The 12,929-nt window shown below is 51.1% G+C and carries 14 protein-coding genes and 2 pseudogenes; 9 read left to right on the plus strand and 7 right to left on the minus strand.

Features of this window, described 5'->3' with window-relative positions; genetic code table 11:
• Position 1: 1 nt before the first annotated feature.
• Positions 2 to 1,027, minus strand: coding sequence for an HTH-type transcriptional repressor PurR (purR, locus tag CG67_RS05260; RefSeq protein WP_025901932.1), 1,026 nt, complete (start codon positions 1,025 to 1,027; stop codon positions 2 to 4).
• Positions 1,028 to 1,298: 271 nt separating this feature from the next.
• Between purR and CG67_RS18775 the strand changes: the two genes are divergently transcribed.
• Positions 1,299 to 1,388 (plus strand): YnhF family membrane protein, encoded by a 90-nt coding sequence (locus CG67_RS18775; protein WP_111678530.1) that lies wholly within the window; start codon positions 1,299 to 1,301, stop codon positions 1,386 to 1,388.
• Between the two features lie 120 nt (positions 1,389 to 1,508).
• Here the strand turns inward: CG67_RS18775 and CG67_RS05265 are convergent, their stop codons facing one another.
• On the minus strand, positions 1,509 to 2,306 hold the full coding sequence (locus tag CG67_RS05265; protein ID WP_025901933.1) for a C40 family peptidase: 798 nt from the start codon (positions 2,304 to 2,306) through the stop codon (positions 1,509 to 1,511).
• A gap of 356 nt (positions 2,307 to 2,662) precedes the next feature.
• Here CG67_RS05265 and CG67_RS05270 point away from each other — a divergent pair, with 356 nt between their 5' ends.
• Positions 2,663 to 2,998, plus strand: coding sequence for a Grx4 family monothiol glutaredoxin (locus CG67_RS05270; protein WP_071780090.1), 336 nt, complete (start codon positions 2,663 to 2,665; stop codon positions 2,996 to 2,998).
• 192 nt (positions 2,999 to 3,190) lie between these two features.
• Positions 3,191 to 3,649 (plus strand): annotated as a pseudogene (gene tnpA, locus CG67_RS05280) (IS200/IS605 family transposase).
• Between the two features lie 147 nt (positions 3,650 to 3,796).
• On the opposite strand, the gene rnt reads toward tnpA, so the two are convergent.
• The 3 genes from rnt to CG67_RS05295 form a co-directional block, all read right to left on the minus strand.
• On the minus strand, positions 3,797 to 4,468 hold the full coding sequence (gene rnt, locus CG67_RS05285; RefSeq protein ID WP_025901936.1) for a ribonuclease T: 672 nt from the start codon (positions 4,466 to 4,468) through the stop codon (positions 3,797 to 3,799).
• Between the two features lie 114 nt (positions 4,469 to 4,582).
• On the minus strand, positions 4,583 to 4,990 hold the full coding sequence (gloA, locus tag CG67_RS05290; RefSeq protein ID WP_025901937.1) for a lactoylglutathione lyase: 408 nt from the start codon (positions 4,988 to 4,990) through the stop codon (positions 4,583 to 4,585).
• A 95-nt stretch (positions 4,991 to 5,085) separates the two neighbouring features.
• Positions 5,086 to 6,192, minus strand: coding sequence for an alkene reductase (locus tag CG67_RS05295; protein WP_025901938.1), 1,107 nt, complete (start codon positions 6,190 to 6,192; stop codon positions 5,086 to 5,088).
• Between the two features lie 271 nt (positions 6,193 to 6,463).
• Here CG67_RS05295 and CG67_RS05300 point away from each other — a divergent pair, with 271 nt between their 5' ends.
• Positions 6,464 to 6,703 (plus strand): DUF1289 domain-containing protein, encoded by a 240-nt coding sequence (locus CG67_RS05300; RefSeq protein ID WP_025901939.1) that lies wholly within the window; start codon positions 6,464 to 6,466, stop codon positions 6,701 to 6,703.
• Positions 6,704 to 6,795: 92 nt separating this feature from the next.
• Here CG67_RS05300 and CG67_RS05305 read toward each other — a convergent pair.
• Positions 6,796 to 7,000, minus strand: a pseudogene (locus tag CG67_RS05305) (efflux transporter periplasmic adaptor subunit); the annotation flags it as partial.
• A gap of 381 nt (positions 7,001 to 7,381) precedes the next feature.
• Here CG67_RS05305 and slyA point away from each other — a divergent pair.
• Positions 7,382 to 7,819 carry a transcriptional regulator SlyA gene (gene slyA / locus CG67_RS05310; protein WP_025901941.1) on the plus strand — a complete coding sequence of 146 codons (438 nt, stop codon included), beginning with the start codon at positions 7,382 to 7,384 and terminating at the stop codon, positions 7,817 to 7,819.
• A 139-nt stretch (positions 7,820 to 7,958) separates the two neighbouring features.
• Here slyA and CG67_RS05315 read toward each other — a convergent pair whose 3' ends face one another.
• A complete protein-coding gene (locus CG67_RS05315; protein WP_025901942.1) occupies positions 7,959 to 8,426 on the minus strand; it encodes a glycine zipper 2TM domain-containing protein in 468 nt (155 codons plus the stop codon).
• A 261-nt stretch (positions 8,427 to 8,687) separates the two neighbouring features.
• Between CG67_RS05315 and anmK the strand changes: the two genes are divergently transcribed.
• The 4 genes from anmK (at position 8,688) to pdxY (ending at position 12,896) form a co-directional block, all read left to right on the plus strand.
• Positions 8,688 to 9,830: an anhydro-N-acetylmuramic acid kinase gene (gene anmK / locus CG67_RS05325; RefSeq protein ID WP_025901944.1), complete on the plus strand. Its 1,143-nt coding sequence runs from the start codon at positions 8,688 to 8,690 to the stop codon at positions 9,828 to 9,830.
• Positions 9,831 to 9,894: 64 nt separating this feature from the next.
• On the plus strand, positions 9,895 to 10,554 hold the full coding sequence (gene pdxH, locus CG67_RS05330; RefSeq protein WP_025901945.1) for a pyridoxamine 5'-phosphate oxidase: 660 nt from the start codon (positions 9,895 to 9,897) through the stop codon (positions 10,552 to 10,554).
• Between the two features lie 134 nt (positions 10,555 to 10,688).
• Positions 10,689 to 11,963, plus strand: a complete 1,275-nt coding sequence (gene tyrS / locus CG67_RS05335; RefSeq protein ID WP_025901946.1) for a tyrosine--tRNA ligase — start codon at positions 10,689 to 10,691, stop codon at positions 11,961 to 11,963.
• A 69-nt stretch (positions 11,964 to 12,032) separates the two neighbouring features.
• Complete coding sequence (gene pdxY / locus CG67_RS05340) at positions 12,033 to 12,896, plus strand: pyridoxal kinase PdxY (protein ID WP_025901947.1); 864 nt, start codon at positions 12,033 to 12,035, stop codon at positions 12,894 to 12,896.
• The last annotated feature ends 33 nt before the right edge of the window (positions 12,897 to 12,929 follow it).

Consider the following 12,929-nt stretch of genomic DNA (forward strand, 5'->3'; position numbering starts at 1 on the left):
CTTAACGACGATAATCGACAAAAGGACCATCAATCACCGAGCGACGTTCAATCAGTCGCGGGTTCACCTCAATGGTTTGGGGTTCATCGCGTTTATTGACGATACGATCCAGCAACATTTCCAGGGCTTTTTCACCCAGTTCACGTTTAGGCTGGTGAATAGTGGTCAGCGCCGGGCTGAAGTAACGTGAATTACGTACGTTGTCATAGCCGATCACTGATATATCCTGCGGTACGCGTAATCCCTGTTCGTCAGCCGCACAAATGGCACCCATAGCCATAATATCGCCACCGCAGAACACGGCGGTAGGCAGTTGCGGTTGCGAAAGCAACTGCTGCATCGCCTGATAGCCGGACTCCGGTTCGAAATCACCCTGTACCAGCCATTCATCACGCAGGGTGATACCGGCTTCCTGTAACGCTTTCAAAAAGCCTGACAGGCGTCCGCCGCCGGTGTTGCGTTCCATCTGGCCCGGGATACAGCCGATATCACGATGGCCACGTTCTATCAGGTAGCGTCCGGCCATATATCCGCCCCGGAAGGCATTATCCAGGATGGTGTCGGTAAAGTCCCCACGGGAAACTCCCCAGTCCATAACGACCATCGGAATATTACGGTTCTGTTCCAGCATATCCAGCAGATCCTGTGGGTATTCTGCACACATAACCAGCAGACCATCGACACGCTTTTGTGCCATCATCGACAGATAGGCACGCTGTTTTTTCAGATCATTATCGGCATTGCCGAGGATCAGGGTATAACCGTGCTCAAAGCATTTCTTTTCGATAACTTCGATGATCTCTGCAAAATAAGGAGCTTCCAGAGAGGTCGACAGCAATCCTATGGTCCGGGTGTTATTCACTTTCAGACTTCTGGCGACGGCACTCGGGGAATAATGCAATTCATTAATTGCCTCCCGGACGGCCTTACAGGTGTCTTCCGCAACAAAGCGGGTCTGATTAATGACATGTGAAACAGTGGTGGTGGAAACCCCTGCTCGCTTCGCCACGTCTTTAATAGTTGCCATTCAATTCTTACTCCGGGTTTATCATTATTCTGTGCTGGCTGAGTTAATCGTTTGCGTTTACCCTGACTCCGGCAATCGTTCGTAGTGTAGGGGGGACGATTTACCTGTGACGGGACGATAATAGCGCTTGAAATTTCAGCACGCATCATCGTTGCGCAACGAAGGGCGGCAATTCTAGCAAGGTCAGGACAATAAAACGAGATTTTTGCGCAACAGTGTGGTAATTATAATAATATCCATACAGTTATTGTGCTTATGAGAAGGGGGACGCATTGATACTGATCTTAAACTGGCACTGACCACCACGATTGTTGCTTTATTGATGATTTCTGCATTCAGTTTTACAGCAATTCTGCATTAACCGGGGTCTCCCGGCTTGCGGGAGTGCAGTGCTGTCCCGCAACAGATAATAAAAAAGCCTGAACACTGTTCAGGCTTTTTTATGCTTTCGGCCCGGGAAGGGGCAGTAGCCTGTACTCTCTTAACGAACGGTACTCGGGGTCATTACCCGGCGGGCACCGATGTAGTGGCTCTGCCAGTATTCGTTGCTCAGGGCACTGATTTGAATATCTTTGCCGGTGCGGGGGGACTGAATAAATTTCCCGTCACCCAGGTAGACTCCCACATGGTCAGCTTTTTCACGGCCATGAATATGGAAGAAGACCAGGTCACCTTTTTCCAGCTGATTACGTTTAACCGGTGCGGCATCACGCAGGTGGAACATTTCGTTAGCGGTGCGCGGAATTCTGTAATTCACCAGATCTTTATAGGCGTAGTAGACAAGCCCGCTGCAATCAAAACCGGTGTAGGGCGAAGAACCTCCCCATTGGTACGGTTTCCCTAATTGGTCCATCAGCTTAATCATCGCGATTTTTCGGGCTTTCTGGTAACGCTGACGGTGTGTACTGCTCATACGTATCGCGGTCAGTTTCTCTGACGGGCGAGCGGTCGATTTACGGGCAAGGGGGCGATGATGTCCGTAAATTTTCTTTTCAGTACGATGATGCTCCGGGGTGCGGTGTTTTTCTTCGCGGGAAGGTCGTTCTTTTAACTTACGGTGGCTGGCTAAGGCTTTTACACGGTGGCTTAGGGGCTGACGTGTTTTATGCCGTGAACTGGTGGCTTTCACCGGTCTGCGCTTTCTGCGCATATCTTCGGTGACATTTTTCCTTGTCGCTTTGTGATGAGAGACATTAATAGCAGAACGTGGCGCGGCTTCCGCGACGTTAAAAAACAGCTGTGCAACAGCAAGAATAAAAAGCGTGATAAGTAAACGCATAGTTGTCAGGTTACAGGTTAAATGTTCCGGTAAAAGAGAACATAATTAAAAAATAACATCTGACCTTTCAGCCAGCCCCAAACGCATTCTAATCCAGATATTTATCAAATGTTAAGGTCTTTTTTTCTGAATCTGTTACGAGAAGTTTTTTGACGAAAAATTGAGCGAAAACAGGTAATTAACGCGTCAGTTTTACCGAATCCAGCCTCTTGTGATGTGATTGTTGTCACAAAACGGTCATTTGACGTGTTGTGCTGAGATGACCGTTTAACGGTTGTCATCATGAAATGTCGTTTTTATTAATTCGCCGTTATCGCTTACAATAGGCAGACATGTCGTTTTGTTGCAAAGGAAGTATGATGAGCACGTTAGAAAAAATTCAGACTCAGATTTCAGAAAACCCTATTCTTCTGTATATGAAAGGTTCACCTAAGCTGCCAAGTTGTGGTTTTTCAGCCCAGGCAGTACAGGCACTTTCTGCGTGTGGTCAGCGTTTTGCTTATGTCGATATCCTGCAAAACCCGGATATTCGCGCAGAACTGCCGAAATACGCTAACTGGCCAACTTTTCCGCAATTATGGGTAGACGGTGAACTGGTGGGGGGATGCGATATCATCATTGAAATGTATCAGCGTGGTGAATTACAGCAGCTGATCAAAGAAACGGCAGAAAAATATCCTGCCGCGGAATAATCTGACGTCCCGTCTTTCTGATGCCCGCGATGACTGCGGGCATTTTTTTGTATCCAGAAAACCCCCAGCTAGGCTGGGGGTTCCGTAAAGCTTTCAGCTTTGGGCCGTATATAAAAACCCCTTTTGATTTGTTAAAACACCTTGCGGTCTGGCAACTGCAAAGGTTCAACAGGAAATCAAAAGGGGGTCCCAATGAGGGACGAAAAAAGCTTAGCGCATACCCGATGGAACTGTAAATATCATGTGGTTTTTGCCCCGAAATACCGAAGGCAGGTGTTTTATGGAGAGCGAAAAAGGGCAATAGGGAGCATTTTAAGAAAGCTGTGTAAATGAAAAAATGTGAATATTCTGGAAGCAGAATGTTGTGTAGACCATATCCATATGCTTCTGGAAATCCCGCCAAAGATGAGCGTATCCGGTTTCATGGGTTATCTTAAGGGCAAAAGCAGCCTGATGCTTTATGAGCAGTTCGGGGACTTAAAGTTTAAGTATAGAAACAGAGAGTTCTGGTGCCGGGGATACTACGTAGACACGGTAGGCAAGAACACAGCCAGGATACAGGAATATATCAGGCACCAGCTTGAGGCGGATAAAATGGGTGAGCAGTTGTCGATCCCTTATCCAGGAAGCCCGTTTACGGGTCGTAAGTAATCCAAAATGCAAATGTCAGATTGCGATGCGCCTGTTAGGGCGCTGCTGGTAAGAGAGCCTTACAGGCGCATTTGAAAAACCTCCGGCTATGCCGGAGGATACTTATTTTTGTCAGTGTATTACCGGAATAAGACGTAACGAAAAAGGTTATACCGGTTCAGGTCCGGTGTCATCCTCTCCCGGGGGCACCGGGAGTGGCCAGCCGCCTAAACGCTTCCAGCGGTTAACCAGTTCACAAAACAGGGTAGCCGTTTGCTGTGTATCGTACAGGGCAGAATGGGCCTGATGGCTATCAAATTCCATTCCTGCAGCCTTACAGGCTTTCGCCAGCACTGTCTGGCCAAGGACCAACCCGCTAAGTGCAGCGGTATCAAAGGTCGCAAAAGGGTGGAAAGGATTCCGTTTCAGATGGCTGCGTTGCGCAGCTGCCATCACAAAACTGTGGTCGAAATTAGCATTATGCGCCACGATAACGGCCCGGGCACAGTCGCTGTCTTTCATACCTTTACGAACCATTTTGAAGATAGCGTGTAACGCATCATGTTCGCTGACGGCATTTCTGTCCGGGTCATCCGGATTGATGCCGGTGAAGGCCAGTGCCTCAGGATTCAGGATGGCACCTTCGAACGGCCTGACATTAAAGTGCAGTGTCTGGTCAGGCTGCAGCCAGCCATCCTCATCCATTTTTACGCTGATAGCAGCAATTTCCAGTAACGCGTCAGTATCGGCGTTAAAACCCGCGGTTTCCACATCAATAACAACAGGAAAGAAACCACGAAAACGTTGGTTCAAAGCATTAGGGGAAGAAGTTTCGGACATCAGGATCTCATCGGACGAAAATTGCAGCGGCTAGTATCGCAAAAAAACGCCTGTGATGCAGCTGCGGCATACAGGCTTTGGCAGGAAAGCCTGCCGGAAAAGGCAGGCCGACGATCAGTGACCCAGCCCCTGACCGGCATGTTTATTCTCAATCAGCTCAATTTTGTAGCCATCCGGGTCTTCGACAAAGGCGATCACGGTGGTACCACCTTTAACCGGGCCGGCTTCCCGTGTCACGTTACCGCCACTCTGGCGAATATTTTCACAGGTTGCGGCAACATCATCCACACCCAGAGCTATATGACCGTAGGCATTACCGTGATCATAGCTTTCAACACCCCAGTTGTAGGTCAGTTCGATGACGGCACCGTCGCTTTCGTCGGTATAGCCCACAAAGGCCAGTGAATATTTATATTCCGTATTCTCACTCTGACGCAGCAGTTTCATGCCTAATACACGGGTATAAAAATCGAGCGAACGTTGCAGGTCGCCGACACGCAGCATGGTATGAAGTAAACGCATATCATCCTCTTAGCATTTTAAAAAGGGCCAGCAGGAGATCGTGCTGGCCTGTCAGTCATTGAGTCAGTGTAACAGGGAAAAGCGTTGGGGTAATCTCAGTTCTGCCGGAGAAACGGGTAATCGGTGTATCCTTCAGCACCCCCGCCGTAAAAACTTTCCGGACGCTGTGGGTTCAGCGGCGCGTTGGTTTCCAGGCGCAGAACCAGGTCCGGGTTTGCAATATAATCCCGTCCGAACGCCACGGCATCAATCAGGCCACGGCCGATTAAATCTTCGGCTTTTTCTTTCGTATAGCCTCCGGCCCCGATGATCACGCCCGGGAAGATTTCACGGACTTTCTCGCGGAATGCGTCAGGATACGAGTCGCCACCGGTCCAGTCCGGTTCAGAAAGATGGAGATAGGCAATCTTTCTGGCGGCCAGTTCTTTGATAACGCTCAGTGCATCCTCTTCTTCGTTCGGGCCATTGGTCAGAGCCTGGAAAGTACCCACCGGGGAGAGGCGGACGCCAATATGCTCAGCCCCGCGAACCGCGATGGTCGCATCCACCACTTCCAGTAATAAACGGGCCCGGTTTTCGACGCTGCCGCCGTAGTTATCGGTACGGATATTGGACTCCGGCGATAAAAACTCATGCAGCAGATAACCATGTGCACCGTGGATTTCGACCAGATCAAAACCGGCCGTTGCAGAGTTCACCGCGGCCTGGCGGAAATCATCGATCACCTGCCGGATCTGCGCCTGTGTGATTTCCCGGGGCGGGGTCGTCTCTTCGCGGTAAACCTGGCCCTCAGCATCTTTCAGTGTGGTACGGGTATGGGAAGGCAGCGATGAAGGGGCCAGCGGAGGCTGACCGTCCGGCTGTAAGGACGCATGAGAGATCCGCCCGGTGTGCCAGAGTTGTACGGCAATATGGCCACCGGCCTGATGAACGGACCGGGTGATATCACTCCAGGCGGTGATCTGCTCCGGCGTATGCAACCCGGGTGCCCCGGCATACCCTTTGGACTGGAATGAGATCTGTGTTGCTTCGGTGATGATCAGGCCGGCAGTCGCACGCTGCTGATAATACTCCTGCATCAGTGGGGTCGGAATATCGCCGGGTTCAATACTGCGTAAGCGGGTTAACGGTGCCATAAAGATCCGGTTAGGGACAGTAATGCTGCCAAGAGTAAGCGGCTTAAAAAGAACGCTGTCAGTCATAATTTATCTCCGGAGGATCGAGGGGTTATCGTCATGCTCTTACTGCAGGCAAGAGATAAAAATTATTTGTTATTCACCTCAGCAAGAGTAATTAGCGCTCAGCAGGCTGACAAGGTTGCTCATGGAGTAACGCACAAACAGACAACCTGCCGCTATACTCACAGATAGGCTTGCTTCCAGATGAGTTTAAAAAGTGATCAATGCTTTGACTTTATAGTCTCCGCAGAAAAGGGACAACAGACCCGCGACCTGACAGGGAGAACCCCGAACGATGGCTGAACAACTTGAGTTTTTTCCTGTACCGAGTCCCTGCCGTGGCTTATGTCAGGCCGATAAGCGTGGCTATTGCGTGGGCTGCCTGCGCAGCAGGGAAGAGCGTTTCGGGTGGATGTCCTGCACCGATGCTCAGAAACGCAATATCATCCGGTTATGCCAGCAACGTCGTCTGCGCGGGCAAAAATCTTCGGCAGCTCCGGAGGACGAAGCCCCGGGACAACCGTCACTTTTCTGACCCATGCGACGGCGTAACTGATCCAGAAAAGCCAGTCTGAGTGCCCGGATGTGGCGGCGGCTTTTACGGTGACCCGCAACGCCCCTTTTATGCACATACGGGTTATCACTCACCGCCACTGAAACCATCCGTCCGGAGACTTCCGGGGTGATATTTGACCAGCTCCGCATGCGCTTTTCCGTCACGTGTCCGGGAGGACTGCATATAGTAGTTCCACATCCACCAACCGGCGTTCAGGGCAATAGCAAAGATAAATAACGCTGAAAAGTACTTCAGCAGATCCACTTTCACTTTCATGGGGAATTATCTCAGGTTCAGTAGCCCAAAAGAGGAAAAGACACACAGTATAAATACGGAGAAATCCGGCAGCATCGGGTGCCAGAAACGGACGGAATAGATGCGTGATCTGATTAGCGGGTGGATGATCAGCCACACGAAAAAGCCAGCCAGTGCCGATTAAAAGATTGGCGGAAAAAAGAGAGCCCTCTGCCACCAGTTCAGTGAGTGCGGTAAAGGTGCGGTCCGAATCATAACGGTTTATCCCCGGGGCCTGATCACGGAAATGAAAAATGTGTAAAAAACGCGCTTTTCATCAGGTATTTGTATTTGTTCCCTAAAAAACGCAAAATAGTGCGAGAAAGACGACATTGCTTAGCAAGCTAACTATAAGGAGCTTATATGGAATCTTCGTTGGGCACTGATCTGGCGAGACTGGTTCGTATGTGGCGTGCAGTTATTGATAACAGGCTGAAGCCTCTGGGTCTTACCCAGACGCTGTGGGTCACTTTGCACAATATTCATCAGTTACCGCCGGATCAGTCACAAATCCAGCTGGCCAAAGCGATTGGGATAGAACAGCCGTCACTGGTCAGAACCCTGGATCAACTGGAAAAAAAAGGTCTTATCAGCCGGACTCCCTGTGCAGATGATCGCCGCGCAAAACGTATTACTCTGACAGAGGCTGCCACCCCGATCATTGAACAGCTGGAAAGGGTGATTAACCGCAGTCGCGAAGATATCCTGGATGGAATCTCTGCAGAGGAAATCGATTCAATCGTCAATGTTATCGCCAGACTGGAAAAAAACATTGTCGAACTGCAAGGAAAGGAAGCTTAAGTGGCAGGGTGATTTGCAAATGGCCTGGTGCGAAAAAAAGTAAAAAACCCGTCATCGTGACGGGTTTTTTTAACTACCCCTTGTTGTAAGGGATGCGGTCAGCCTGACTTCCCTGGCACATTCAGGTGCCCGGGAGTGCTTAACGTGGGGAAACGGTGACCTGGCTTCCGTTAGAGACTAAAGCAACACGCATGCCGGCAGAATAACGGCTGGCAGCCTGTTTCTGGACGACCATAATGGTATTGCCGTCATCTTTACGGATTTCCAGTTCAACACCGTTGGACTCATTCAGGTTGCTCTGCACACCTTGTCCGGCCAGTCCGCCGAGGACTGCGCCACCTGCGGTTGCCAGACTACGGCCTGCGCCGCCACCGATAGTATTACCCAGGAAGCCCCCGAGCACAGCACCACCAATCGCGCCCAGCATGCTGTCGTTGTCACCGCCCTGAATTTTGACTGCACGTACAGAAACCAATGTGCCGTAGGATACACTCTGGACCTGTTTAGCTTCGCTGGCGCTATAAACATCACCGGAAAGTGAGTTATCGTTCACGCATCCTGTGAGGACACAGGCGGCTACCGCTAAAGTCGTTAAACGTTTAATCATCTGAAACTCCTTTCAAAAATCAGCGCGATAAGCGCACCCTTTATAACGTTGTTTCTCCAGTATAAAGCAAATTGTGCATACCGAAGTGATTTTTGCAAACTATCAACACGGCATGTTAAGACCGGCAGGCTAAACAATAATTCAATCATCAGGTATTCATTCAGGAGAAATTCAACGATGATCACTCTTTTATTCATAGTATTAGCCGCCAGGATTTGCCAGACTGATAGCTGAATGGTGGAGTGCTGAGTTGAGGTTAAGATGAAGTCAGGACGTTATATCGGAGTCATGTCGGGAACCAGTCTTGATGGTGTGGATGTGGTGCTGGCGGCCATTGATGAGCATATCGTGGCACAGCAAGCCAGCTATTGTCACCCGATGCCACTGGAAATCCGGCAGAAGGTCCTGGATGTTTGTCAGGGTCAGCCCGTGACACTGTCACAATTGGGGCGTCTGGATACCCATCTCGGCCGTCTGTTCAGCGAAGCAATAGAAACACTTATGCAACGGGAATCGCTGAGTGCCGAAGATATCGTCGGCATCGGTTGCCACGGACAAACGGTCTGGCATGAACCGGAAGGGGAAGCACCTTTCAGCATGCAGTTGGGGGATAATAATCAGATAGTCGCTCGTACCGGTATTACGGTCGTTGGCGATTTCCGCCGCCGTGATATGGCGATGGGCGGTCAGGGCGCACCGCTGGTGCCTGCTTTTCACCGTGCTGTGCTTATGCATCCGTTGGAGCGGCGCGTTGTGCTTAATATTGGCGGTATTGCAAATGTTTCCCTGCTGTTTCCTGGCCAGAATATCCGGGGGTTCGACACCGGGCCTGGCAATATCCTGATGGATGCCTGGATTTGGCAACAACGTGAGCAGCGCTTCGATAAAGACGGCCAGTGGGCAAGTCAGGGAAATGTCGTACCGGTATTGCTGAAACAGATGCTGGACGACCCGTGGTTTGCCTTACCGGCCCCGAAAAGTACCGGTCGTGAATATTTTAATTTATCCTGGATTGAAAAGCAGTTGCAGCGCTTCCCGGGCCTCAATGCCTGTGACATTCAGGCCACACTGCTGGAACTGACGGCCTCGACAATCGTGCAGCAGATACAACTCAGTGGCCACTGTGACCGGTTACTGGTGTGCGGCGGAGGCAGCCATAACCGGGCATTGATGCAGCGAATATCGGCTCTGATGCCGGGTACAGAAGTCGGAAAAACGGATGATGCGGGGATCAGCAGTGACGATATGGAAGGACTGGCCTTCGCCTGGCTGGCGTTCCGTACGCTCTCGGGATTACCCGGGAACCTGCCTGCGGTCACGGGGGCCCGTGATTTTACTACCCTGGGGGCCATTTTTCCGGCCAGCCTCCCTGCGGGAAGACATGTTGTAAGCGGTAAAAGATAAAAGGGGACAGTGCTAGCCTGCAGCAACACTGTCGGTGGTGAAGTGCTTTGATGAGTTATAAACAATGACTATCCAACAGGAACCTGTAAAAAATATCGCTGACCTGCGACGGGAATATACCCGTGGCGGCCTCAGACGTAAGGATTTACCCGATGCCCCAATGACGTTGTTCACCCAGTGGCTCAGTCAGGCCTGTGAAGCACAACTGCCGGATCCGACGGCAATGTGTGTCGCGACCGTGGACGAGAAGGGGCAGCCGTATCAGCGTATTGTCTTACTGAAGGAATACGATGATAACAGTATGATCTTTTACACCAACCTCGGCAGCCGGAAGGCACAGCACCTGAGTCATAACCCGAAAATATCGCTGCACTTTCCCTGGCATACGCTGGAACGTCAGGTGATGGTGCTGGGCGAAGCCGAAAAACTGAGTGCCAAAGAGGTGATTAAATATTTCCATAGCCGTCCGCGTGACAGTCAGATAGGGGCCTGGGTCTCCAGACAGTCCAGCAGGATCTCTGCCCGTGGGGTTCTGGAAGGCAAGTTTCTGGAAATCAGTCAGAAATTTATGCGTGGTGAAGTCCCGCTACCCGATTTCTGGGGAGGATACCGGGTCCGCTTTCATACCATGGAGTTCTGGCAGGGCGGCGAAAAACGTCTGCACGACAGATTCATCTATCAGAAAGAGGGTGACTGCTGGAAAATTGATCGCCTGGCTCCCTGATTTGGTAAAATAAGCTATATCAATACTGGAACAGTTCGCCGCACCGTTTTATTCTATGCATCTGATTTTTTTCCGCGACTGCGCGGAAAGCTGCATTGCAGCAAAGGTGCAGTCTGTTCAATTTGGAGTCGTTGATGACCAGCAGTAACCTGATACAACAATTACAGGAAAGGGGCCTGATCGCCCAGGTAACGGACGAAGAAGCGTTATCAGAGCGACTGGCACAAGGGCCGATTGCGCTGTATTGCGGCTTTGATCCTACCGCAGATAGCTTACATCTGGGCCATCTGGTACCGTTACTTTGCCTGAAACGTTTTCAGGATGCTGGCCACAAGCCAGTGGCATTAGTCGGCGGCGCGACCGGGCTTATCGGGGATCCGAGTTTTAAAGCCAGTGAGCGTAAGCTGAATACTGCCGACACGGTCGGTGAGTGGGTGGAGAAAATCCGTCACCAGGTTGCGCCTTTCCTGAATTTTGATTGCGGTGACAACAGCGCCATTGCCGCGAATAACTACGACTGGTTTGGCGGCATGAATGTGCTGACCTTCCTGCGGGATATCGGTAAGCACTTCTCAGTTAATCAGATGATTAATAAAGAAGCGGTAAAGCAGCGTCTTAACCGTGATGACCAGGGGATTTCTTTCACCGAATTCTCCTACAACCTGCTGCAAGGCTATGATTTTGCCTGCCTGAACGAGCGCCACGGGGTATGTCTGCAGATAGGCGGTTCCGATCAGTGGGGGAATATTACCTCGGGTATCGATCTGACCCGCAGACTGCATCAGAATCAGGTGTTTGGCCTGACGGTTCCGTTGATCACTAAATCGGATGGTACTAAATTCGGTAAAACCGAAGGTGGCGCTGTCTGGCTTGACGCCAAGAAAACCAGCCCGTACAAATTCTACCAGTTCTGGATCAACACAGCAGATGCGGATGTTTATCGTTTCCTGAAATTCTTCACCTTTATGAGCATTGAAGAGATCAATGCCCTGCAGGCGGAAGATGAACAGAGCGGTAAAGCACCGCGTGCACAGTATGTTCTGGCTGAACAGGTGACACGACTGGTTCACGGCGAAGAAGGCCTGAACGCCGCGAAACGTATCACCGCAAGCCTGTTTGCCGGGACCCTGAGTGACCTCAGCGAGGCAGACCTGGAACAACTGGCTCAGGATGGCATGCCAGCCATCACTCTGTCACAGGGCGATGACCTGCAACAGGCGCTGGTTACCGCTGAGCTGGTACCTTCCCGTGGTCAGGCCCGGACACTGATTTCATCGAATGCGGTGGCGATTAACGGCCAGAAGCAAGCCGATGCTGAGTATCGTTTCAGTGAGGACGACAAACTCTTCGGTCGTTATACCGTCCTGCGCCGTGGTAAAAAACATTACTGCCTGATCAACTGGCAATAACACGTTTATGATAAAGGCCGGTTTCCGGCCTTTTTTACATTTCCAATAAGATAAAGACGTCGTCGGATAATGAAAAATATTCTTGCAATACAATCACATGTTGTCTACGGCCATGCGGGAAATGCGGCCGCTGAGTTTCCGATGCGCAGGATGGGCGCTAATGTCTGGCCGTTAAACACGGTACAGTTTTCTAACCATACGCAATACGGTCACTGGACAGGGACGGTCATGCCGGCCTCACATCTGACCGACATTGTGAAAGGTATTGCAGAAATTGATCGCCTGAAAACCTGCGATGCGGTGCTGAGTGGTTACCTCGGTTCCGCAGAACAGGGCGAAAAGATCCTGGAAATTGTCCGTGAAGTTAAAGCAGCCAATCCTCAGGCCTGGTATTTCTGTGATCCGGTGATGGGGCATCCTGAAAAAGGGTGTATCGTCGCGCCGGGCGTCGCCGAATTCCATTGCCGCTACGCACTGCCTGCCAGTGATATTATTGCCCCGAATCTGCTGGAGCTGGAAATGCTCAGTGAGCGTCAGTTGCACACCATTGATGAGTGTATTGATGCCTGTCGTGAGCTGATTTCCCGGGGGCCCCGGGTGGTACTGGTGAAACATTTATCCCGGGCCGGACGTCGCAGTGATCAGTTTGAGATGCTGCTGGTCACTGCCGATGAAGCCTGGCATATCCAGCGTCCGCTGGTGGATTTTGGTGTTCGTCAACCGGTCGGTGTCGGTGACCTGACCAGCGGGCTGTTGCTGGTGGATCTGTTACAGGGTAAATCCTTACCGGATGCCCTTGAACATGTGACGGCAGCGGTCTACGAAGTCATGCTCAAAACCCATCAGATGGGCGAATACGAACTGCAGCTGGTGGCCGCGCAGGATCAGATTGCCCGACCTGAGCAGCATTTCCCGGCGGAAAAAATCCGTTAACCGGTACCGCCGGCCGGTCTGTTGCCGGCCGGC

It is taken from the genome of Tatumella sp. UCD-D_suzukii (assembly GCF_000611875.2).
Taxonomy (GTDB): Bacteria; Pseudomonadota; Gammaproteobacteria; order Enterobacterales; family Enterobacteriaceae; genus Tatumella; species Tatumella ptyseos.